We start from the raw sequence: 23114 nt of genomic DNA, 5'->3' as shown, positions 1-23114 counted from the left end.
AGATCACCAGCCGGCAATCTCGGCCACGACGTCGTACGTGCCGCGCAGGTTGACCATGAGCGGCGCCTGGCCCTCGTCGATCTGCACGTCGAAACGCTTCTCCAGCTGGCACAGCAGCTCGATGGCGAGCAGGGAGTCGGTGCCCAGGTCGTTGACGAACGACTCCGCTTCCTTGACCTCGTCGACGGAGACGGTGAACAGGTCCGCGGCGATCGTCGCGATCTCGTGCAGGCGGGACGTCTCGTTGCTCAGGGTGGGCGTGCTCATGATGGGTGATACCTCTCTCTTCAGGGTCGGTTTGCCGCCGGAACCGTTGTCCGGCCGTCGCTCCGGCAGCTCTTCTGCCGCGGCGACCGCTATCACCAGGTCCGCCTGGTGGCTGAGGGTGAGCTGGAACCGGGTCAGGCCCGCCCGGTCGGCCACGGCCCGGGCGCCGCCGCTCAGGAACACCAGCGGTGCCCCCCACTCGTTGCTGACGATCTCGATGTCCCGCCACCGCACGCCCTGGCCGAATCCGCGCCCCAGGACCTTGCAGGTGGCCTCCTTCGCGCTGAACCGCCCGGCCAGCCTCTCCGCGTACCGCTCGGGGGCCAGCCCCTCCGCCTGCGCGAGCTCCCGCTCGGTGAACAGACAGCCCCGCATACGGGGGTGCTGGGCGATCCGTCGGAACCGGGACACCGACTGCAGGTCCACACCGAGCCTCATGGGCGGGCCTCCTGCCCGGTGGCGCCGGAGGCACCGGAGGAACCCGTGGCACCCGTGGCACCCGTGGCACCTACACCGCTCGCACCACTCGCACCGCTCGCGACGAGGAGCCGGCCCGGGCGGGCCACGACCCGTCCGACGAACGGCACCACCGTGACCACCGCGACCGCCGCGGCGACGCACATCACCCAGTAGAGCCGGGTGACGTCCCCGGAGCTCTCCACGAGCACGTGCCCCACACCCACGAGGACCGCGAAGTACAGGACGTTCAGCGCGATCGCCACCAGCCCCCGGCCGATCTGCTCCAGGACCGTCAGGAGCATCAGCGCCACACCGGTGCAGCCGAAGGTGGGGCCCGCGACGGTCAGGAAGTCGCGTGCCGCGGCGGCGACGTCCGGGCCTCCCGCCAAGGCGTCGGCCACCGGCCCCGCCGCCACGACGAGGACCAGCGTGACGGTCCCGTACGCGCCGAGGGCGAGGTGCAGCCCCCGTCGGTAGACGTCCCGGGCGCCGGTCGGATCTCCCGCGCCCAGCCGCTGGTTCATGAGGACGGCGACCGCCGAGCCGAAGGCGACGGCGGGGACGACGACGGCCGTCTGCAGGGTGTATCCGACGGTGAAGCCGGCCACCACGTCCTCGCCGCCCCGGGCGACGATCCGCAGCATGAGCAGGTTGACGACGAAGAGGACGAGGTACGAGGCACCCACCGGCAGCCCGACCCCGCGCAGCAGCGGAAGGGTCTCCGGACGCCACCGCGTGAGCTGCTCCCGGCGGAACACCCCGAGGCGGGCGAGGGCGCGCAGCCCGAGGACCACCTCGACGACCGCCGCGACGGCTCCCGCCGCGGGCACCACCATCAGGCCCCCGTCGAGGACGAGTCCGCAGACGGCGATCAGCCCGAGGTGCACGACGAGCGTGACGCCGGTGACGCGCGCGGCCGTTCCGGCGCTGCCGAGACCGCGCAGGGTGGCCGCGCACAGCTCGCCGAGCATCCCGAGGAACGTGGCGACGACCATGGCGGCGAGGAAGTCACGGAACTCGTCGCGCTGGGCGGGCGTGGTGTGCACCGCGTCCGCCAGCACGCCGCCGAGGGCGAGCAGGACCGCGCCGGACACCGCGTACGCGCAGGCGCCGGCCCGGACGACGCTCGCCAGGTGACCGGTCGTGTCCCGTTCCTCGCCGCGGCCGGCGGCACGGGCGACGGCCACCTGCAAGGTGACCGCGAGACCGGTCGTCACCGCGATGAGCAGGAACGAGACCGGCGAGTAGACGGACCGCAGGTACAGCGCCCCGTCCCCGATCCGGCCGATGAGGCCGGTGATGACGAGCTGGGAGACCATGACCGCCGCGGACGACAGCACCATGGGGATCCCGGTCGAAAGGATGTGCCGGTACGACTCCGCCGCGTGGCCCTTCATCGGACGACGGCTCCTTCCGCCGGCCCGTGGACCGCGACGCCGCCCAGCGGCTCGGCCGCTTCGAGCAGCACCCAGCCCGTCTCGGGCGACGTCTCGGACCCGGTGCTCAGCAGCAGCCGGTCCCCCGCCCGTACGACCCCGGCCGCAAGCGCCTCGCTCAGCGCGATCCAGGCGTCGCAGGGTCCGGTGCCACGGAACTCCAGGGCCGCTCCCGGGGCCGGCGTCCGGTCACCCCGGCCACCGTCCAGGTAGCGCAGGGCGCCCGATCCGCGGGTCAGCCGGAGACCGACGACCGACGACCGACGACCGCGCTCGGCGAGGAGGCGTACCGGTGGTGCGTCCATGACGAGGACCGTCGCGCCGCCGTCGTCGGGCAGGGTCCAGGCGAGCAGGTCGAGTACGGCGGTGCCGCCCTGCTCGTCGAGGTGGGTGAGGCCCAGGTCGTCGCCGGCCCAGTCCGTGGCGTGGACGAGCCCGGCAAGCATCGAGACCTTGGGGTCCAGGACGGGCCCGGACCGGACCAGGACGAGCGGCTGCGGAGCGGCGGCCGGACCGAGGGCGTCGAGGACCCGCAGACACAACGCGGACTCGTCGCCCTGCCCGGATGCGAGCGGGTCGAGCACCCCGAGGTCCTCCAGCGGCACCCCGGCCACCCGGGCGACGAACCCGGCGAGCCAGCGCCGGTCGTCGTCCTCGGGAAGGGCGACCGCCGGTACGTGGACCGGGTGGTCGTGGCAGGCGACGCGTACCGCGTCGACGTAGAGGTCAGGCATCCGCGTCTCCGGTGCGGTAGCCCTTCTCGACGTGCAGCCGCTGGATGTTGGCGGTGCCCTCCATGAACTCGAAGCCGCACACGTCGCGGGCCCACTTCTCCAGCAGGGGGTGGGTCAGGTGCCCGGCCGGGCCGAGGGCGCGCGCCGACCAGCGGGCCGTGTCCATGGCCAGCTGGTTGGCGGCCAGCTTGGCGACCGACGACGGGTAGCTGCGCTCCGGGTCGCGGTCGACGCACGCCGCCGCGTCGTACACCAGGTGACGGGCGGCCTCGGCCCGGGCCAGCACGAGGTCCAGGCCGGCGGGCTGCGACGTACCGGCGCTGTGGTCCCTGACGTACTCGGCCATCGCCAGCGAGGTCCCGACGGCGAGGGCCGCGATCTGCACCCGCATCTCGTTGAAGGTCTTCACCGCGCCCCAGATGCCGCGGCGGGTGACCGGCAGGTGGTTGCCGAGGAACGCGTCCTCGGCGACCGGGACGTTCTCCATGGCGATCTCGCTCAGGTACGCGCCCCGCAGTCCGACCATCTCCAGGGGCGTACGGTGCCAGCCCGCGGCCCCGGCCCCAGTCCCAGCCCCGGTCCCAGTCCCGGTCCCGGCCCCAGTCCCAGTCCCGCCCGCGGCACCGGTCCCGGCCTCCGGCTCGACCAGTAGTGCCCTGATCGACATCGGCGAGCGGCCGGTCCGCGCGAACACGACGCCGATCCCGCCGCGCGCCGCGTTCCCGATGTACCGCTTCCGCCCGGTGAGCAGGAAACCGTCGTCCCGGGAGTCGACGCGCGTCTCCATGGCCGTGGCGTCGTTGCCCCGTTCGGCCTCCGTCATCGCGAAGAACGACCACGTCCGCCCGTCCGCGAGCCGCCCGTAGAACCGCTCGCGCTGGGCGTCGTCGCCGAGCAGGTCGACGATGACGCCCGCGAGTCCGGGACCGGGGCAGGCCAGCAGCATCGCGGCGTCGCCGCGGGCCAGTTCCACCACGGAGACGGCCGTCTCCAGGGACTTCCTGCCGGGGGTGAAGCCCGCCGTCCCCCGGTCCGCGCTCGGCCGGTGCTCGACGGGGGTGGTGATGGTCCGGATCAGGTGGAATCCGGGGGAGTCGAAGTGCTGCTCCATGGAGTGCGGGTCCGCGTCCACGGCCAGGGCCCGCTCCCGGAGGTCGGCGCCCGCCTCGGCGGCGGTGCCCCGTATCTCGCGCAGCCGCCGGTCAAACTCGATCATCGCTCAGCTCTCCGTCGATCCAGGTGTTGGCGGCCAGCGCCGAGACGTGGAGCGCGCGCACCTCGTTGTCCGCGATGTAGCCGGCCGCTCCGAAGAGCCGGGCGATCTCCCATCCCAGTACGTCCAGTCGGTGGTGCAGATCGACCAGGGCCCGACGGCTGTCCTGGGACCGCGCGTAGTGCCGCAGCAGTTCGATCCCGCTCATGACGTCGGCCACCGTGCCGATCACCATCTGCTTGCGCGACAGCGGCTCGCCGCCGCCGGTACGGGCGGACAGGTGGACCGTCGCCTGGTCGAGCAGACGACGGGCGAGCCCCAGCCGGGTGTGGGCGAGCCGTCGGCCGACGCGCGCGCAGGCCTCCGCGTCGTGCGGCCCGTCCTGGTCGCGGCGGACGAAGACGACGCCCTCCAGCTCCGCGAGGCGGTGCCGGTGGACGTCCGCTCCCCCGGCCCGGCCGGCGGGGACGGCGGCGTACGGTCCGGGGGCCGCGAGGCGCACGTCGACGCCGTCGAGCGCGCGGTCGAGTCCCTTCGCCAGACCGTGCGCCCGGGCCGCCTCCTCGCACTCCCTGAGATCGGTTGTCACGATTCCTCCAAGACCTCGACGACGATCGCCGTGAAATAGGCGCCCTGGCCGATGGAGACCAGGGCGCACCGGTCGCCGGGGCGCAGCCGGCCCGTGCTGTCGGCGTGCTCCAGCGCCATCAGCGCGTCCGTCCCGAAGCCGTGGCCGCGCTCGGGCAGCAGCTCCAGGCAGACGCGCTCACGGGGGATGCCGGTGGCGCGGCAGACGGCCTTCCAGAAGACGGCGTTCGACATGTGGGGCATGACCAGGTCGACGTCGGCCAGGGCGAGCCCCGCCCGGTCCGCCGCCTCGCCGAGCACCCGCTGGACGAGATCGCCGCAGACCTTTCCGTACGCCGCGAACTCCGCCTCGGACATCCGCAGGTTCCGGTGGAAGCGGGTGTCCCGGGCGTTCGCGGTGGACAGGTGGCGGTAGCGGATCGGGCGCCCGCCCCCACCCGGCGGTTCCGGTGTCACCACCGCGGCCACCGCGGTGTCGGAGGCCACGGTGGTGCGCGGCAGCACCCGGGCGCCGTCCAGGATGCTGCCCTGGTCCCCGCCGAGGACGAGGACCCGGTCGGTCGGCAGGCTCCCGGGCCGGCCCAGATAGCGCCGGGCCAGTTCGACGGAGCGCAGCACCGAGGTGCATCCGACCTGTGACACCCCGTGGAAGGCGGCGTCGGGGGCTCCGAGCCGTGCGCGCATGCGCGTGGCGAAGCCCGGCCGGGTCCCGAACTCCTGCACGAGCAGGGTGTGTCCGTACAGGATCAGGGACGGCGGGACCCCGTCGAGCGCGGCGGCCCCGGCCTCCGCCAGGAGGTCCTCCAGGGACTCCCCGGGGCCGAGCACGGTGCTGTCCCGCAGGCCGTAGAACCGCGAGAACATCCGCCGTTCGGTGATGCTGTGCCCGGTCCTGGCCAGCACCTCGTCCACCGGTTCCGTGTGCCGGGGGAGACGTACGGCCACCCGGGACAGGCCGACCGCGGGCGGGGTGGCGCTCATGTCGGGTCCCCCGGTACCTCGGGGGTGACCAGGCAGCTGTAGAGCCGGCGCGCGGCCGGTTCGTAGTCGGCGAGGACGACCGCCTCGGCGAGGGGCCACCGCGCGGCGAGCGCCGCCCAGACCCCGGTGCAGTCGTGGCCGGCGGGCACACCGGAGACGGCCCCGAGCGCGCCCGACTCGGCATCCGCCGCCGTACCCGGCCCTGTGCTCGTCCCCGTACCCGGCCCTGTGCTCGTCCCCGTACCGGACCCTGTGCTCGAACCCGAACCGGACCCTGTGCTCGTCCCCGAACCCGACCCCGTCTCCGTATCCGTACCGGCCAGGAGTGCGTCCCCGGCCACCACGCGGACTCCGGGGAACTCCCCGAGCAGGTCCCGCAGTCCCTGCCGCGGATCGTCGACGGTCCTCTCGCGTACGTGTTCCACGCGCGCCCCGCCGGTGGAGCCGAGGCCCATGAGGACCGCCGCGTCCGTGTCACGGGGAGCGGCGCCCCCCAGGGGGTCGTGCCAGTCGGCGGTGGCGTTCTGGTCGAGGACGAAGAGCGCGCCGTGGGACAGCTCGCCGCAGCGCACCATCGCGTCGGCGATGCGCAGCGCGGTGAACGGGGCGCCGACTCCCTGGTCGGCGACGGCCAGCGGCACCGGAGTGCCCGGCAGCCGCTCGGCCAGGTAGCAGCCGGCCACGTCATGGGTGACGAGGTCCGGCGCCCGGTAGGTGAGGAACACCGCGTCCGTCTCCGGCCAGGTGCCCTCCCACCCCCCGAGCAGCCGTTCGCTCATCGTGATGAAGCCGTTGCCGCGACGCGCCAGGAGCTCGTCGTCGACGGACAGCCGATGGGAGGCCAGGGCGACCTCCATCAGCCCCGGGGCGCAGCCGACGAGAGGTTCGCCGCGCTCCGTGAACACCGTGCCGGCCACGTGGGACAGCCGCACTCCGGTCCGGTTCGGAGCGCCGCCGCCGGATTCCGCGGCCTGCGTCGCCTGCTGCAGCACCATCGGATCAGGCCGAGACCTTGGTGAGGCCGGCGATGACGTAGTCGGTGAGGGTGCCGACGGTCTGGAAGACCTCCGGCTCCAGCTCGTCGGGGTCGATCTCCAGGCCGACCGTGTCCTCCAGCCCCATCAGGAGCTCGATGACGCTGGTGGAGTCGAGGGCGAGGTCCTCGAACAGGCGGACCTCCTCGCTGATGCCGGTGACCTCGCGGTTGAGGACGCCCGACAGGGCGGTCCGGATGTGCTCGATGACGTCGGTGCGGTTCATGTGGGTCAACTTCCCTGGAGGTCGTCGGTACGGGTCTGGTCGAACAGGTGCTGCTTGCGGAGAAGGTCGTCGGGTTCGTCCCGGCTGCGCACGAGGTGGGCCACGCCGTCCATGACCAGCACCTCCGCCGGATAGCCGTGGCTGAGGAACAGGCCGGGCGAGGCGGAGGGGCCGTACGCCCCCGACCGCTCGACCCCGAGCAGGTCACCGGCCTCCAGGGCCGGCAGGCCGACCTGCTTGAGGAGGGTGTCGTTGGGCGTGCACAGCGGCCCGGTCACGGTCCACCGACCCGCCGCGTCCGGGGCGTTCCGGTCGGCGCTGTCCTTGCTGAGCAGGACGGACGGGAAGTTCCGCTTCACGAACGAGCCGATGCCGACGGCCGCCATGTGGTGGTGCGTGCCGCCGTCGGCGACCGCGAAGGACTCGCCCATGGACTGCTTGGTGTAGCGGACCCGGAGGACGTAGACCCCGGCCCTGGCGGCGAGGAAGCGGCCGGACTCGAGGATCAGCCGCGTGCCCGGATGGCCGACGGCGAACTCCTCGATCAGCGGGTTGAGTTCCTTGGCGACCTCGGTGAGGTCGAGGTCGGACTCGCCCTCGAAGTACGCGACGCCCATGCCGCCGCCGATGTCGACCGCGTCCAGCCGGATGCCGGTGTGGCGCACCACCCGGTCCGCGAGCTCGAACACGTAGCGGGTGTTCTTCCCCAGGACCTCCGGGTCCAGGATCCGCGTGCCCATGTACACGTGGATCCCGGCGACGTCGGCGTACTGGTACCGCGACGGAAGGTCGCCGGCGCCGAGGACCTGCTCCTCGTCGATGCCGAACTGCCGGGGCTTGCCGCCCATCGTCAGCCGGGAGCCGCTGATCGCGACGGCCGGGTTGACGCGCAGCAGGACCCGCTGCCGGACGTTCCGGGCCTCGGCGAGCTTCTCCAGCCGGTCCAGCTCGTCGAAGGACTCGACGACGACGGCGTAGATCCCCGCCTCCAGACAGGCGACGAGCTCCTCCTCGCTCTTGCCGGGGCCGAGGAAGATGATGTCGCCGGGCGCCGCTCCCGCTTCGAGGGCCGTCCGCAGCTCGACGAGGGACGACACCTCCGCCCGCGCCCCGCCCTGGTGCAGCACCCGGAAGACGCTGATGTTGGGGTTCGACTTCAGGGAGAAGAAGACCTCCAGCGCGGGGTGCAGGACCTCGCACAGCTCCGTGATCGTTCCGGCGAGGACGTTTCCGTCGTAGACGTACGAGGGAGTGCCGTACCTCTCGGCGAGGTCCTCGTACTCGATGCCCTGGATCTTCATGCCTGTCCCGTCATCCTCTGCAGTCGGTTCTCGGCCTCGCCGCGCAGCGCGAGCGCCTCCTCGGCGTCGCCGGCGATGCACACCGCGTACAGCCGGCCCTGGAACTCGCCGCCGTCGGCCGGAGCGGCGGCGTTGAGCGTCGCGAAGTTGTTGATGAGCACGCCGGGGCGGCCGGTCTCCTGGTGGAGGAGGTCCCCCAGCGCCTCCGCCACCTCGGCGAAGGTGTGCCGCCGGGTCGGGCGCAGATGGATCGTGGCGGCGACCGCGTGGCCGTCGGCCGGGACGGAGCGCTCGGCGATCCGGCTCTGGTAGGTCGACATGTTGAAGCGGGCGTTGATCTCCAGGCAGGGGTAGAGCACGTCGCCGGGGGCGAGCATGGCGTCGACACCGACCACGCCCACGTACCCCTCGGCGTGCAGGGCGGCACCGATGACCTGGGCCGCCTCGTGCAGCTCCGCGGTCACCTCGGCCGACAGCGGCACGGGGAAACTGTGGCCCTGGTGGACGCCGTTGCGCAGGACGGCCGCCTTCACCGTCTCGAAGCGGACCTCTCCCGTACGGCCCACGAGGAACTGGTAGTTCAGGTCCTGGGCCCTCTCGACCCAGGACTCGACCACCAGGTTCGCGCCGGCCTCCGCGCCGCGCCGCTCGATGAGACGCAGCAGCCGCGAGGCACCGCGCTCGTCCTCCAGGACGACCATGCCGCGCCCGGAGACCCCGAGGGACTCCTTGACGACGACCCGGCCGCCGCCCGCCAGCTGCTCCCGTACGGCGGCGGAGAGTTCGCCCACGGTACGGACGACGGCACCGGGCACGGCCCGGAGCCCCGTCGCGTCGATGAGCTCCCTGCTGAAGATCTTCCCGTTGACGTGCTTGGCGATCTGGGCGGACGGGCCCGCCAGCGGCAGACCGGTCTCCTTGGAGAGCATCTCCTCGGCCGGCGAGATGCCCATGGGCATCAGATGGGTCCGGCCGTCGGCGAGCGCGCGGAGGCTGTCGAGCAGCTCCGGCGAGTGCAGCGCGTCCTCGCTGACCGTCCTCGCGGGGTCGCTCTCGTCGGCCACCAGGACGGTGCCCGCGATCGCGCCGAGACCGGTCAGGTAGGCCTGGTAGTCGGGATCGAGCGGCGCCTTGAGGACGACCACGTCGCCCTGCTCGGCGAGCAGGACACCCATCTCCTCCATGCGGTTGACGGTCGTGCCGGTGAAGGAGATCCCGGCTCCCGGCAGCTTCGGCTCACCGACCGCCCAGCTGCGCTCGACCTCGAAATTGTTCACATAGACGAACCGCGCATCAGGGTCTCCGACCAGAGAACTCTTCAAACGCCCGGAGAAATTCATTCCGGTGCCCTTCATTCCGGTACCCCTTCACCGATCTCGACGACAGTGGACGCGAAACTGGCACCCAAACCGGCCCCCACCAGAATCGCTACATCGCCCGGTTTCACCCGCTCTTCCGCACGAGCGGACCGAAGATTGATGAACGGGTCGGACGCAAAGCAGTGGCCATACTTCGGAATGTTGTCCAGGTAGGCCTTTTCGGCCGCTATCCCGAGGTCCCCGAGGACCTTCTTCCAGGACATACGGTTCACGTTGTGGGGAATCACGCAGGCGATGTCCCCGCCCTTCACGCCCGCGCTCCGCATCGCTTCGCGCATCACGTCCGCGAGGAGTTCGGGATAGCACCTCTTGTACTCGGCGGAGAGCTCGTCGGAGAGGTCGAGGCACTGGTAGAAACGCCCCTCGGCACGGAGGGCGCTCCCGATCACCCGGTGGCCGCGGGGGTCCTTCCCCGCGACGTAGGCCGCGGCGGCCTCGCCCATGATCGTGGTGTCGGGAAGCACCTGGACCAGGCTCGACATCACCTTGTCTCCGGTCAGGACAAGGACCTTGGCGTCGTCCGGCTCGTCCTCGAGCAGCAGCCTGGCGACCTGGAGGCCGTAGAGGCCGGCGACGCAGTTCTGGTGGGTGAGACCGAACGCCGAGGCGTGCGGGAGACCCAGCCGGTCCTGCACCTCCGCCAGCAGACGGCCTCCCGGCGGAGGGGTGAACTGGAGCGTGTAGGCGTGGATCACATGCCGGACCGCGGACCGGTCGACGCCGGCGAGCGCCTGTTCCCCCGCGGCGACGAGGAGATCGCCCAGCTCGTGTTCCCGCGCCACCGCGATCCTGTCCAGACCGAGGAACCGCGTATACAGGCGGACCTGGTTCTGGGTGAATCCGAGAGACTCACGCATCTCCTCGACAGAGAACGTCCTCTCGGGCACCCAGTATCCGATGCGCTCGATATGCAGCATTTCCCCCGACCTCCTCTCCGTAATCGATGGCAGCGTCGACGAACAGTCCTCGCGGAGAAGTAAGGGAAGGGGTACGCCTTGCTGCGGATCGGCTCGCGATTCACTCAACAGCACCCCGAGCGCATCGGGCCAGGCACTCCACCGGCACTTTGCAGGTGTTCCGGGGCCCGGAAACCCGGCCGCCGACGCGGGTGTCCGGCAGGTGGACGTAGGGTCGGATCCATGACCCTGCGCCTGAGCACCGTGATCCTGCCCGTCGACCGCTGGCACGAGGGGGGTCGCGCGAAGTGGCAACGCGCCGAGGAACTGGGCTTCCACACCGCGTACACCTACGACCACCTCTCGTGGCGCTCCTTCCGCGACCGCCCGTGGTTCGGCGCGCTGCCCACGCTCACCGCCGCCGCCACGGCGACCGAGCGGCTGCGCCTCGGCACCCTCGTGACCTCCCCGAACTTCCGGCACCCGGTGACCCTCGCCAAGGAGCTGATGTCGCTCGACGACATCTCCGGGGGCCGGGTCACGCTCGGCATCGGCGCGGGCGGCAACGGCTTCGACGCGACCGCGCTCGGTCAGGAGGCCTGGACGCCGAAGGAGCGGGCCGACCGGTTCGGCGAGTTCGTCCCGCTGCTCGACCGCCTCCTCACCGAGGGCGCGATGACCGAGCGCGGCACGTTCTACACGGCGGAGGACGTCCGGAACATCCCCGGCTGCGTCCAGCGCCCCCGCCTGCCGTTCGCGGTGGCGGCGACCGGGCCGCGCGGGCTGCGGCTGGCCGCCCGCCACGGGCAGGCGTGGGTGACGACCGGCGACCCGAAGCTGTACGAGACGGGGACCCCTGAGCAGTCGGTGGAGGCGCTGCGCGGGCAGGTCGAGAAGCTCGGCAAGGCGTGCGCCGAGACCGGCCGGGACGTGGCCGAACTCGGCAAGGTCCTGCTGACCGGCTTCACCCCGGACCGGAGCCGCCCGCTGGAGTCGCTCGACGCCTTCGTCGACTTCGCCGGCACCCACCGCGACCTCGGCTTCACCGAGCTCGTGATCCACTGGCCGATCGCGGACTCCGACTTCGCCGCCGACCAGACCGTCTTCGAGACGATCGCCACCGAGGCCCTCGCACAGCTCGGCTGAGCGCTCGGCGAGGGGACGGACGGTACGGCGGATCAGGGTCGGACCCTGGCCTTGATCCGCCGGACAGGTCCTAGGGGACGGGCGGTACGGCGGGCCCGAGGGTCACCGCCGTACCGTCGCCCCTGGTACGACCTCCCGGAAGCGAGCCGTCGACGTCAGGGCGGCGGCCATCCCCGCCAGGACGTCGCCCACCCGCACCGGATCACGCCCCGCATCGCTCGCGCGATGCTCCGGTCCGCCCTCCTCGCAGCGCCCGCAGAGCGCCGTACCGAGACTCGCGATCCATCTGCCGTGCGGCGCACCGCAGACCTCGCACCCGCCGGACCGTCGGCCCGCGACCATGCCCCACCCCCTGGAGACGCCGTCAGCTCTCCTGAGGATCTTCCCCATATCGCCGGGAACCGAACGAGCGTTTTACGGCCGGATCGGGACGCTCCGGCCACGCCACGGCCGGGCCCCACCGGGAACGGCCGAATTCGCCTACTCATATGTGCGCCTCCTCGCACGCCCGTGCGTCCGGTGCGGAACAATGGCGCGGTGACTTCTCCCCGCTCCGCGCATGCCTCCGCCCCGGCGATCCGGCTGATCGCCACCGACCTCGACGGCACGCTCCTGCGCGACGACAAGTCCGTCTCCGAGCGCACGATCGCCGCCCTCGCCTCGGCGGAGCAGGCCGGTATCGAGGTCTTCTTCGTCACCGGCCGCCCGGCCCGCTGGATGGACGTCGTCAGCGACCACGTCCACGGCCACGGCCTGGCCATCTGCGCCAACGGCGCGGCCGTCGTCGACCTCCACGCGGGGGGCACCTTCCTGGAGGTCCGCCCGCTGGAGCGGCCGGTCGCCCTGGACGTCGTCCGGGCCCTGCGCGCCGCCGCGCCCGGGACGTCGTTCGCGGTCGAGCTCACCACCGGCATCCACTACGAGCCGCAGTACCCGCCCTTCTTCCTGGACCCCGGCGCCACCGTCGCCACGGCCGAGAAGCTCCTCTTCGAGGAGGCGCCGGGCGCCGCGGCCCCCGTGCTCAAGCTGCTCGCCCAGCACCCCGAGCTCGAACCCGACGCGTTCCTTGCGGTGGCCAAGGAGGCGGCGGGCGAGCTGGCCTCCTTCACCCGGTCCAGCCCCACCGCGCTCATCGAGATCAGCGCGCTCGGCGTCTCCAAGGCCTCCACCCTGGAACGGTGCTGCGCCGAGCGCGGCATCACCGCCGAGGAGGTCGCCGCCTTCGGCGACATGCCCAACGACATCGAGATGCTCGGCTGGGCGGGCCGCTCGTACGCGATGGGCAACGCCCACCCGGACGTCCTCGCCGCCGCCTCGGGCCGCACGGCCGGCAACAACGAGGACGGGGTGGCCGTCATCATCGAACAGCTCGTGGCGGAGGCCCTGGAAGCCCGCCGGGACACGACACCGCCGACCGCCTCTTAGGGGGCCTTGTCGATCAGCCCGGCCTGATCGGCAGGACGCCCCCAGGACGCCCCCTAGAGCGGCGCCTCCCACACCACCGTCGTACCGCCGCCGTCCTCCCCGATGCCCGGGCCGCACCAGCTCGCGCCGCCCAGCGACTCGGCCCGACGGGCCAGGTTGCGCAGACCGCTGCGCCGCCCGCCCTCGGGGATGCCGATGCCGTCGTCCGCGACGGAGAGCCGGACCCCGGCCGAACCGTCGGGCAGCGTGACCGTGGCATCGACGACCACCTCGATGCGGGTCGCCTCCGCGTGCCGGAAGGCGTTCGAGAGCGCCTCGCGCAGGGCGGCGATGAGGTTCTTGCCGGTGAGCTCGCCGACCGCCGAGTCGATCACGCCCAGGAAGCGGTGCGCGGGCTTGAAGCCGAGCGGTACGGCCGCCATGTTGATCTCCCGCAGGACGCGGGTGCGGAGCCCCGACGGGGCTTCGGCGGGACCCTGCTGGAGCGCGAAGATCGCCGTGCGGATCTCCTGGATGGTCACGTCCAGCTCGTCCACGGCCTTGCCGACACCCTCCCGCACGGCGGGCACGATCGACTTCCGCTGGGCGCTCTCCAGCATCATCCCGGTGGCGAAGAGCCGCTGGATGACCAGGTCGTGCAGGTCACGGGCGATCCGGTCACGGTCCTCGTACACGGCGAGCCGCTCCCGGTCCCGCTGCGCGTCCGCCATCATCAGCGCGAGCGCCGCCTGGGACGCGAACTGCGTGGCGAGCGTCCGCTCCGCCTCCGTGAACGGGCGCGCGCCCCGCGCCCGGGGCGTCGCGAGCGCGCCGAGCACCCGCCCGCCGCTCTGCAGCGGCACCATCATGCTCGGTCCGTACGGGGAGGTCAGCCGGCTGATCATGCGCGGGTCCGTCGAGGCGTCCGCCACGAAGACCGCCTCGCCCTCCAGGAGCTGCTTCACGACGGCGCTCTCGGGCGGGATCACCACGCCCAGCGACTTGGTGGGCGTGGTCGAGGAGACGGCGACGATCTCCAGGCCTCCCTCCTCGGCGGGCAGCAGCACGATCCCCGCGTCCGCGTCGGCGAGTCGGCGGGCCTGTTCGGCGACGACCGCGAGCGCGTCGTCCGCGTCGCCGCCGGAGAGCAGCGCGGTGGTGACGGCGACCGAGCCGTCGATCCACCGCTCGCGCTGCCGGGCGGCCTCGTAGAGACGGGCGTTGCCGATGGCGATGCCCGCCTCCGTGGCGAGCACCCTGACCATGTGGACGTCGTAGTCGTTGAACTCGACGCCGCCGCGCTTCTCCGCGAGGTAGAGGTTGCCGAAGATCTCGCCCTGGACCCGGATGGGTACGCCGAGGAAGGTCCGCATCGGCGGGTGCCCGGGTGGGAAGCCGGCCGCGCGCGGGTCGGTGGACAGGTCGGCGAGGCGGATGGTCTGAGGGTCGCGGATGAGCGCGCCGAGCAGCCCGGCGTGGCCGTCGGGGAGGCGCCCGATCCGGCGGGCCACGTCCTCGTCGACCCCGAAGGTGACGAAGTCGGAGAGTCCCTCGCCCTCGTCGTCGACGACCCCGATCGCGGCGTAGCGGGCGTCGGCGAGTTCGGCCGCGGTCTCGCAGATCCGGTCGAGGGTGGAGTGGAGTTCGAGTCCGGTGCCGACCGAGCGCATCGCCTCCAGGAGCTGCGGTACGCGGGCGGTGAGCTCCGTGGACAGCCCCTGGAGGCTGCGCGTGGCCTGAGTGGCGGCTTCCAGGGGGTCCGGGGCGTCGGACGCGGCGGCGGTCATGGACCTGAGCCTAGTTAGTCCTATTTGGCGAGAAAAGTCGGCCGGGTGCCGGCGGCGAGCAGATCGGTCTCCCGCTCCTGCTCCAGCATCCGGCGCAGCGGTCCCTCCGTCTCCGCGAGTTCGGCGTACGGGCCGCGCTGCACGGTGCGGCCCTCGTCGAGGACCACCACCTCGTCGACGGCGTCGAGTCCGTGCAGCCGGTGGGTGATGAGGAGGGTGGTGCGGCCCTCCGTGGCCCGGAGCAGGTCGTCGGTGAGCGCGTCGGCGGTGGCCAGGTCGAGGTGTTCGGCGGGCTCGTCGAGGACGAGGACGGGGAAGTCGGCCAGCAGGGCGCGGGCGAGCGCGAGGCGCTGCCGCTGGCCGCCGGAGAGCCGGGAGCCGTGTTCGCCCACGAGGGTGTCGAGGCCGGCCGGGAGCCCGTCCACCCAGTCGAGCAGCCTGGCCCGGCGCAGCGCGTCGCGCAGCTCCTCGTCGCTCGCCCCGACCTTGGCGAGCCGCAGGTTCTCCCGTACGGAGCTGTCGAAGATGTGGGCGTCCTGGGCGCAGAGGCCGACGAACCGCCGGACCGCGTCGCCGTCGAGCTCCCAGGCCGGCACGCCACCGATCCGGTACATGCCGTTCTCCACGTCCAGGAATCGGAGCAGCACCTGGGCGAGGGTGGTCTTCCCGGAGCCGGAGGCGCCGACGACGGCGACCCGGCGCCCGGCCTCCAGGGTGAGCCCGAAGTCGGCGAGCGCCCTCCGCTCCTGTCCGGCGTGCCGGGCGGAGAGCCCGGACAGTTCCAGCGGGAACGGGCTCGCCGGGGGCGTCTCGGGGTGGGCCGGTTCGTGTACGGGGACGGGGGCGTCGAGCACCTCGAAGACCCGCTCGGCGCTGTGCCGGACGCGCTGCCGGTACTGGACGGCGAGCGGCAGGACGGTGACTGCCTCGAAGGCGGCGAGCGGCGTCAGGACGACCACGGCCAGGGCCACCCCGTCGAGCCGCCCGTCCCGGACGGCCTGGACGCCGACGAGCGCGGCGGCCGCGACCGTCAGACCGCAGATCACCGCGGAGAGTCCGGCGCCGAGCGCGGTGGCGGCGGACTGCCGGGAGGAGATGGAGGTGAGGGCACGGTCGGCGGCCCGGGCCCGCTCGATCCGGCCCCGGAGCGCACCGGCCACCGTCGACTCGGCGCAGCCGTGGAGCAGATCGGCCACGGCCGTCGCCAGGGCGCCGCGTGCGGGGGCGAGCCTGCGCTCGGCGCGGCGGGCGAGGGTTCCGCCGACGGCCGGTACGGCGACACCCGCGACGAGCAGGCCCACGGCGAGGACGGCCCCGGCCTCGGGCAGCAGCCAGGCGGTGAACCCGGCGGAGGCGACGCCCACGACGAGCGCGGCGCCCACCGGGAGCAGCCAGCGCAGCCAGTAGTCCTGGAGCGCGTCGACGTCCTGGACGAGCCGGGAGAGGAGGTCTCCGCGCCGGGTGCGGCGCAGTCCGGCCGGGGCGATGCGCTCCAGCCGCCGGTAGACGGAGACCCGGAGCTCGGCGAGCATCCGGAGCACGGCGTCGTGCGAGACGAGGCGTTCGGCGTACCGGAAGACGGCCCGGCCGATGCCGAAGGCGCGCGTGGCGGTGACGGCCATCATCAGATAGAGGACGGGCGGCTGTTCGGAAGCCCGGGAGATGAGCCAGCCGGACACGGCCATGAGCCCGACGGCGGACCCGAGGGCCAGACTCCCGAGCAGCAGCGCGAGCCCCATCCGTCCCTTGAGCTCCCCGGCCATGTCCCGCACCCGTCCAAGCCCGGACCGCCGGGCGGCCTCGCCCACCGCTCCTGCCGCGGCTGTGCCTTCGGCCGAAACCGCGGCCTCGGCCGTCGCCGGACCGGTCGTGGGCAGCTGTTCCGCACCGGCCGGGGGTCCCCCCGCACGAAGCCCGGGGGCGGGCGGGTCCACCAGGTCCCCTGCGCCGGACCACCCCACACCCCTGTCGCCCTTCTCGCCTTGGCCGGCCTCGGGGGCCTCCGCCACGGCAGGGCCACCGCCCGGAGCCAGCGTCACCACCCGGTCCGCGATCGCGAGCAGTGCCGGTCGATGGACCACGAGCAGGACCGTCCGCCCCGCCGCCAGGCGCCGTACCGCGTCGACGACTCCCGCCTCCGTCTCGCCGTCCAGCGCGGCCGTCGGCTCGTCGAGCAGCAGCAGCGGCCGGTCCGCCAGGAACGCCCGCGCGAGCGCCAGGCGTTGCCGCTGGCCCGCCGAGAGCCCGGCGCCGTCCTCGCCGAGCGGGGTGTCGGCCCCCGCGGGGAGCCCCGCGACGAACCCGTCCGCCCCGGCGTCCCGCAGTGCTTCCCGTACCGCCTCGTCGGAGGCGTCCGGACGGGCCAGCCGTACGTTCTCGGCGACCGTCCCCGCGAAGAGGTACGGGCGCTGCGGTACCCAGGCGATCCGGGACCGCCACGCCTCCGGGTCGAGCGCCGCGAGGCTCTCGCCGCCGACCCGGACGGAACCGCCCGCCTCCGGCACCGCGAAGCCGAGCACCACATCGAGAAGGGTCGACTTCCCGACCCCGCTCGGCCCGACCAGGGCCACCGTCTCGCCCTGCTCGACCGTCAGAGTCGCCGCGTCGAGCGCCGGTTCGGCGCGCCCCGCGTACCGCACGGTCACCCCGTCGAGTTCCAGCCGGAGGGCGTCCGGGACCGCTCGTGTGCCGCCCTCGCGGACCGGCTGCTCCAGGACCTCGAAGATCTCCTCCGCCGCCGCGAGCCCCTCGGCCGCCGCGTGGTACTGGGCCCCCACCTGCCGCAGCGGGAGGTAGGCCTCCGGCGCCAGGATCAGGATGACGAGTCCGGTGTACAGGTCGAGGTCGCCGTGGACGAGCCGCATACCGATGGTCACGGCGACGAGCGCGACCGAGAGGGTCGCGAGGAGTTCCAGCGCGAAAGAGGAGAGGAAGGCGATCCGCAGGGTGCGCATCGTGGCCTGCCGGTACTCCGAGGTGATCGCGCGGATCGACTCGGCCTGCGCCTTGGCCCGGCCGAAGATCTTGAGGGTGGGAAGGCCCGCCACGACGTCCAGGAAGTGGCCGGAGAGCCGGGAGAGCAGCTTCCACTGCCGGTCCATCCGCGCCTGGGTGTACCAGCCGATGAGGATCATGAAGACCGGGATGAGCGGCAGGGTGACGACGATGATCGCCGCCGAGACCCAGTCCTCGGTGACGATCCGGGCCAGGACCGCCATCGGCACGACCACCGCGAGACCCAACTGCGGCAGATAGCGGGAGAAGTAGTCGTCGAGCGCGTCCACGCCCCGCGTCGCGAGCGCGATCAGCGAGCCGGCCTTCTGTCCGCTCAGCCACCCGGGCCCGAGCGCGGCCGCCCGGGCGAGGAGCCGGCCGCGGAGTTCGGACTTGACCGCCGCGCTCGCCCGGTGGGCGGCGAGCTCGGTCAGCCAGGCGACCAGACCCCGCGCCACCGCGACTCCCGCGAGCAGCGACAGCGGGGTCGTCAGATCGGAAACCGACAGGCTCTTCTGGAAGGCCCCCACCACGATCTCGGCGATGAGCATCGCCTGGGCGACGACCAGCGCCGCCCCGGCCAGACCGAGCACGACCACCGCGGCAAGGAAGAGACGGGTGGCCCGGGCGTACCGGAGCAGACGCGGATCGATCGGTTTCACGTGAAACATGCCCCTCTAGTGAGCTCGTGCGTCAGTCAGCTAGTGAGCGTCGGCGATGTGCTGCGTACCGATGCGCTTACGGAACACCCAGTAGGTCCAGCTCTGGTAGAGCAGCACCAGCGGGGTCGCGATCGCCGCGCACCAGGTCATGATCTTGAGCGTGTACGGGCTCGACGATGCGTTCGTCACGGTAAGGCTCCACTCGGGATCGAGCGAAGACGGCATGACGTCCGGGAAGAGCGCGAGGAAGAGCATCGCCACCGCGGCGGCGATCGTCACGCCCGAGAGCGCGAACGACCAGCCCTCGCGGCCCACCTTGATGGCACCGATCGCGCCGACCAGCGCCACCACGGCGATCAGCATGGCCGCGAAGCTCCAGCTGTCCCCGGTGTGGACCTGGGTCCAGATCAGGAAGCCGAGTGCGAGCACCGCCGTGACCAGGCCCAGTTTGAGCGCGAGCGCCCGGGCGCGCACCCGGATGTCACCGACCGTCTTCAGCGAGGCGAAGACCGCGCCGTGGAAGGTGAAGAGGGTGAGCGTGACCAGACCGCCGAGGAGCGCGTACGGGTTGAGCAGGTCCCAGAAGGTGCCGACGTACTCCATCTCCGCATCGATCTTCACGCCCCGGACGATGTTGCCGAAGGCCACACCCCAGAGGAACGCGGGGATCAGGGAGGTCCAGAAGATGGCCTGCTCCCAGTTGCGCTGCCAGTTCTCCTCGGGCCGCTTCACCCGGTACTCGAAGGCGACGCCCCGGATGATCAGGCAGACCAGGATGATCAGCAGCGGCAGGTAGAAGCCGGAGAAGAGCGTCGCGTACCACTCGGGGAAGGCGGCGAAGGTCGCGCCGCCTGCGGTGAGCAGCCACACCTCGTTGCCGTCCCAGACGGGACCGATCGTGTTGATGAGGACCCGCTTCTCGACCCGGTCGCGGGCGAGCAGCTTGGTCAGGACGCCGACCCCGAAGTCGAAGCCTTCGAGGAAGAAGTAGCCGATCCAGAGGACGGCGATGAGTACGAACCAGACGTCGTGGAGTTCCATGCCTCGATCTCCTGAGCCTCAGTACGAGAAGGCCATGGGCCGGTCGGGGTCACGGGAGTCCCCGCCGATCTTGGTGGGCGGGTTGAGGTCGTCCTCGGTGAGCTCCGGCGGTCCCGCCTTGACGTACTTGACGAGGAGCTTGACCTCGATGACTGCGAGGACGGCGTAGAGGGTGGTGAAGATGATCATCGACGTGAGCACCTCGCCCTGGGTGACACCGGGGGAGACCGCGTCCCGGGTGCGCAGCACGCCGTAGACGACCCAGGGCTGACGGCCCATCTCGGTGAAGATCCAGCCCCAGGAGTTGGCGATGAGCGGGAAGCCCATGGTCCAGAGGGCGATGATCCAGTACCACTTCGTGAAGCGGGGGCTGAGCGCCTTCCGCTTGAACAGGACCAGGTTCGGCACCTCGTCCTCACCGGTCCGCATCCCCGGCGCCAGCATGAACTTCTTGCGGGTCAGCCAGAGGCCGAGCATCCCGATGCCCAGCGAGGCCATGCCGAAGCCGATCATCCAGCGGAATCCCCAGTACGCGACGGGGATGTTGGGCCGGTAGTCGCCGGGGCCGAACTTCTCCTGCTCGGCCTTGTTGATGTCGTTGATGCCCGGGACGTACGAGGTGAAGTCGTCGTTCGCGAGGAAGGACAGGAGTCCCGGGATCTCTATGGCGACCGTGTTGTGGCCCTTGTCGACATCGCCGTAGGCGAAGATCGAGAAGGGCGCGGGCGCCTCGCCGTCCCAGAGCGCCTCGGCGGCGGCCATCTTCATCGGCTGCTGCTTGAACATGACCTTGCCGAGCAGGTCACCGCTGATGGCGGTGCCGAGGCCGGCGATGATCAGCGTGATCAGGCCCAGCCGCAGCGAGGTCCGCATCACCGGGATGTGCTTCTTGCGCGCCAGGTGGAACGCGGAGATGCCGACCATGAACGCGCCGCCGACCAGGAACGCCGCCGTCATGGTGTGGAAGAACTGGGTGAGGGCGGTGTTCTGGGTGAGCACCTGCCAGAAGTCGGTGAGCTCCGCCCGGCCTCGTTCCTCGTTGATGCGGTACCCGACGGGGTGCTGCATCCAGGAGTTCGCCGCGAGGATGAAGTAGGCGGAGAGGATGGTGCCGATCGACACCATCCAGATGCAGGCGAGGTGGATCCTCTTCGGCAGCTTGTCCCAGCCGAAGATCCACAGGCCGATGAACGTGGACTCGAAGAAGAAGGCGATGAGCGCCTCGAAGGCGAGCGGGGCACCGAAGATGTCGCCGACGAACCGGGAGTAGTCGGACCAGTTCATGCCGAACTGGAACTCCTGCACGATGCCGGTGACGACACCCATGGCGATGTTGATCAGGAAGAGCTTGCCCCAGAACTTCGTCGCCCTGAGGTACTTCTCCTTCTCGGTCCGCACCCAGGCCGTCTGGAGACCGGCGGTGAGGGCGGCGAGGGAGATCGTCAGGGGGACGAAGAGGAAGTGGTAGACGGTGGTGATGCCGAACTGCCAGCGCGCCAGAGTCTCTGGCGCAAGAGCGAGGTCCACGTCGTTTTCTCCTTACTCGCCGTGGTCACATCGGCAGTTTGCCCCGTTAATCCCACCAATTAAGGGATGAACCGGGACACGCTTGTGAACGCGTTCACATTCACAAGCATTATGGCTCATACGAAATCCGTACCTTCAGTCGGGGTCCCTCCACCGAAGGTCGCCTCTTCCCAGGACCTTCAACATATTGTTGAATCCCGGCATGACCCTTCGGATACGCATCTCCTGGCCGGCCGGACACACCACGGCCACCCTCGAGAAAACCCCCACGAGCACGGCGCTCGCGGGGGTTCTCCCGATCTCCTCCACCGCCCGGACCTGGGGCGAGGAGGTCTACTTCGACACTCCGGTCTCCGTCCCCGTCGAGGACGGGGCACGCCAGGTCGTGGACCCTGGCACGGTGGCCTTCTGGACGGACGGCGACGCTCTCGCCCTCCCCTACGGCCCGACCCCGATCTCCCGGGGCGAGGAATGCCGGCTCGCGAGCCCCTGCAACCTCCTGGGCGCGCTGGACGGCGACCCGCGGATCCTGGCCACCGTCAGGGACGGCGACCCGATCCGCGTAGAGCTCGTCTCCGGCTGACCGGCCTCCGGGCTAACCCTTGCGGAAGCCCTCAGCCGCCTTCAGGAACAGGTCGTTCGCCTCGGTCTCACCGATCGTGACGCGCACGCCCTCGCCCGCGAACGGCCGCACCATCACTCCGTGCCGCTCGCACTCCGCCGCGAAGTCCATCGTCCGCTCACCGAGCCGCAGCCAGACGAAGTTCGCCTGGGTGTCCGGCACGGTCCAGCCCTGGGCCACGAGCCCGGCGTGGACCCGCTCGCGCTCGCTCACCAGCGAGCCGACCCGGCCGAGCAGTTCGTCCTCGGCCCGCAGCGAGGCCACCGCCGCGTCCTGCGCCAGCTGGCTCACCCCGAACGGCACCGCCGTCTTGCGCAGCGCAGCCGCCACCGGCTCGTGGGCGATCGCGAAGCCGACCCGCAGCCCCGCCAGGCCGTACGCCTTGGAGAACGTCCGCAGCACGGCGACGTTCGGCCGGTCGCGGTAGAGCTCGATGCCGTCCGGGACGTCGGTGTCGCGGACGAACTCCTTGTACGCCTCGTCGATGACGACCAGGACGTCGGAGGGCACCCGGTCGAGGAAGCGCTCCAGCTCGGCCCGGCCGACCGCGGTGCCCGTGGGGTTGTTGGGGTTGCAGACGAAGATCAGCCGGGTCCGGTCGGTGATCGCCGCGGCCATCGCGTCGAGGTCGTGCACATCGCCGTCGGTCAGCGGCACCTGTACCGAGGTGGCCCCGCTGATCTGCGTGATGATCGGGTACGCCTCGAAGGAGCGCCAGGCGTAGATCACCTCGTCGCCCGGGCCCGAGGTGGCCTGGAGCAGCGACTGCGCGACCCCGACCGAGCCCGTGCCCGTCGCGATGTGCGAGACCGGCACGCCGAAGCGGTCGGCGAGCTCCTCCATCAGAGCCGTGCAGGCCATGTCCGGGTAGCGGTTGAAGTTCGCGGCGGCGGCCAGCGTGCTCTCCATGACCCCGGGCAGCGGCGGATAGGGGTTCTCGTTGGAGGACAGCTTGAAGGCCACGGGCCCGCCCGCGGCCGCCGGCTTGCCCGGCTTGTAGGTGGGGACGCCGTCCAGCTCGGCTCGCAGCTTGGGGCTGCCGGTGCTCGTCCCGCTGGTCTCGCTCACAGTGTGGCCTCCTCGACCATCCGTACCGCCAATACTCCTCACCTTATGAGGATTCGCCTCCGCTGCGAATGGCCTGTGGACAACAGGAGGGACACGCTGTGGATACCGTCCCGCACCCTCCCGCGCAGAGGGGGAGCGCGCACTCGGGTGGCGCGCGCTGGTGGCGAGCGCCGTGGCGCGCATCCCCCGTAGAGGTGAGTTGAGACCTCTTCGAGACCTCGCCCCTTCGCCAGGTCGACACCGCTCGACAACCACAGGTCGCATGGAGAATCCCTGAACTACCTGTGATTCAGCGCCCCTTGACCATTTTCGATCATGCAGAAACGTGCCTGTCGATGCCTGCATATGC

At 71.7% G+C, this 23114-nt stretch carries 19 protein-coding genes; 3 read left to right on the top strand and 16 right to left on the bottom strand.

Annotation, left to right across the window (positions count from 1 at the left end):
* Positions 1 to 3: 3 nt before the first annotated feature.
* The 11 genes from OG580_RS18165 to OG580_RS18115 form a co-directional block, all read right to left on the bottom strand.
* The gene (locus tag OG580_RS18165) at positions 4 to 705 is read right to left on the bottom strand and encodes a 4'-phosphopantetheinyl transferase superfamily protein (protein WP_267044728.1); all 702 of its coding nucleotides are present in this window, start codon (positions 703 to 705) and stop codon (positions 4 to 6) included.
* The gene (locus OG580_RS18160; RefSeq protein ID WP_267044727.1) at positions 702 to 2123 is read right to left on the bottom strand and encodes an MATE family efflux transporter; all 1422 of its coding nucleotides are present in this window, start codon (positions 2121 to 2123) and stop codon (positions 702 to 704) included. Before OG580_RS18160 ends, OG580_RS18165 begins: the two co-directional genes overlap by 4 nt.
* Positions 2120 to 2896, bottom strand: coding sequence for a hypothetical protein (locus tag OG580_RS18155; protein WP_267044726.1), 777 nt, complete (start codon positions 2894 to 2896; stop codon positions 2120 to 2122). The genes OG580_RS18160 and OG580_RS18155 overlap by 4 nt, the downstream gene beginning before the upstream one ends.
* Positions 2889 to 4112 carry an acyl-CoA dehydrogenase family protein gene (locus OG580_RS18150; RefSeq protein WP_267044725.1) on the bottom strand — a complete coding sequence of 408 codons (1224 nt, stop codon included), beginning with the start codon at positions 4110 to 4112 and terminating at the stop codon, positions 2889 to 2891. Before OG580_RS18150 ends, OG580_RS18155 begins: the two co-directional genes overlap by 8 nt.
* On the bottom strand, positions 4099 to 4698 hold the full coding sequence (locus OG580_RS18145) for an acyl-CoA dehydrogenase (protein WP_267044724.1): 600 nt from the start codon (positions 4696 to 4698) through the stop codon (positions 4099 to 4101). Before OG580_RS18145 ends, OG580_RS18150 begins: the two co-directional genes overlap by 14 nt.
* Complete coding sequence (locus OG580_RS18140; protein ID WP_267044723.1) at positions 4695 to 5678, bottom strand: 3-oxoacyl-[acyl-carrier-protein] synthase III C-terminal domain-containing protein; 984 nt, start codon at positions 5676 to 5678, stop codon at positions 4695 to 4697. The genes OG580_RS18145 and OG580_RS18140 overlap by 4 nt, the downstream gene beginning before the upstream one ends.
* Positions 5675 to 6673 carry a hypothetical protein gene (locus OG580_RS18135; protein WP_267044722.1) on the bottom strand — a complete coding sequence of 333 codons (999 nt, stop codon included), beginning with the start codon at positions 6671 to 6673 and terminating at the stop codon, positions 5675 to 5677. Before OG580_RS18135 ends, OG580_RS18140 begins: the two co-directional genes overlap by 4 nt.
* A gap of 4 nt (positions 6674 to 6677) precedes the next feature.
* Positions 6678 to 6938 (bottom strand): acyl carrier protein, encoded by a 261-nt coding sequence (locus OG580_RS18130; protein ID WP_267044721.1) that lies wholly within the window; start codon positions 6936 to 6938, stop codon positions 6678 to 6680.
* A 5-nt stretch (positions 6939 to 6943) separates the two neighbouring features.
* The gene (locus OG580_RS18125) at positions 6944 to 8239 is read right to left on the bottom strand and encodes a type III PLP-dependent enzyme (protein ID WP_267044720.1); all 1296 of its coding nucleotides are present in this window, start codon (positions 8237 to 8239) and stop codon (positions 6944 to 6946) included.
* A complete protein-coding gene (locus OG580_RS18120) occupies positions 8236 to 9516 on the bottom strand; it encodes an ATP-grasp domain-containing protein (RefSeq protein ID WP_267044719.1) in 1281 nt (426 codons plus the stop codon). The genes OG580_RS18125 and OG580_RS18120 overlap by 4 nt, the downstream gene beginning before the upstream one ends.
* Positions 9517 to 9590: 74 nt before the next feature.
* Entirely contained in the window at positions 9591 to 10535 is a 945-nt protein-coding gene (locus OG580_RS18115) for a 3-oxoacyl-ACP synthase III family protein (RefSeq protein ID WP_267044718.1), read from the bottom strand.
* A 222-nt stretch (positions 10536 to 10757) separates the two neighbouring features.
* On the opposite strand from OG580_RS18115, the gene OG580_RS18110 reads away from it, so the two are divergent.
* Positions 10758 to 11660, top strand: a complete 903-nt coding sequence (locus OG580_RS18110; RefSeq protein ID WP_267044717.1) for an LLM class flavin-dependent oxidoreductase — start codon at positions 10758 to 10760, stop codon at positions 11658 to 11660.
* A 537-nt stretch (positions 11661 to 12197) separates the two neighbouring features.
* A complete protein-coding gene (locus OG580_RS18105; RefSeq protein WP_267044716.1) occupies positions 12198 to 13085 on the top strand; it encodes a Cof-type HAD-IIB family hydrolase in 888 nt (295 codons plus the stop codon).
* Between the two features lie 53 nt (positions 13086 to 13138).
* Here the strand turns inward: OG580_RS18105 and OG580_RS18100 are convergent, their stop codons facing one another.
* The 4 genes from OG580_RS18100 to OG580_RS18085 are packed head-to-tail and all read right to left on the bottom strand — an operon-like array spanning position 13139 to position 21075.
* The gene (locus OG580_RS18100; protein ID WP_267044715.1) at positions 13139 to 14851 is read right to left on the bottom strand and encodes a GAF domain-containing protein; all 1713 of its coding nucleotides are present in this window, start codon (positions 14849 to 14851) and stop codon (positions 13139 to 13141) included.
* Between the two features lie 20 nt (positions 14852 to 14871).
* Entirely contained in the window at positions 14872 to 18516 is a 3645-nt protein-coding gene (gene cydD / locus OG580_RS18095) for a thiol reductant ABC exporter subunit CydD (RefSeq protein WP_267044714.1), read from the bottom strand.
* A gap of 30 nt (positions 18517 to 18546) precedes the next feature.
* Positions 18547 to 19548, bottom strand: coding sequence for a cytochrome d ubiquinol oxidase subunit II (gene cydB, locus OG580_RS18090; RefSeq protein ID WP_267044713.1), 1002 nt, complete (start codon positions 19546 to 19548; stop codon positions 18547 to 18549).
* An 18-nt stretch (positions 19549 to 19566) separates the two neighbouring features.
* A complete protein-coding gene (locus OG580_RS18085; RefSeq protein WP_267044712.1) occupies positions 19567 to 21075 on the bottom strand; it encodes a cytochrome ubiquinol oxidase subunit I in 1509 nt (502 codons plus the stop codon).
* Between the two features lie 202 nt (positions 21076 to 21277).
* Between OG580_RS18085 and OG580_RS18080 the strand changes: the two genes are divergently transcribed.
* Positions 21278 to 21658 carry a cyclophilin-like fold protein gene (locus OG580_RS18080; protein WP_267044711.1) on the top strand — a complete coding sequence of 127 codons (381 nt, stop codon included), beginning with the start codon at positions 21278 to 21280 and terminating at the stop codon, positions 21656 to 21658.
* 12 nt (positions 21659 to 21670) lie between these two features.
* On the opposite strand, the gene hisC is transcribed toward OG580_RS18080, so the two are convergent.
* Positions 21671 to 22765 (bottom strand): histidinol-phosphate transaminase, encoded by a 1095-nt coding sequence (gene hisC, locus OG580_RS18075; RefSeq protein WP_267044710.1) that lies wholly within the window; start codon positions 22763 to 22765, stop codon positions 21671 to 21673.
* Positions 22766 to 23114 lie beyond the last annotated feature (349 nt).

Source organism: Streptomyces sp. NBC_00094 (genome assembly GCF_026343125.1).
Classification (GTDB): domain Bacteria; phylum Actinomycetota; class Actinomycetes; order Streptomycetales; family Streptomycetaceae; genus Streptomyces.
Note: the sequence above shows the minus strand (reverse complement) of the source record. Positions and strands in the feature narration are given on the sequence as shown.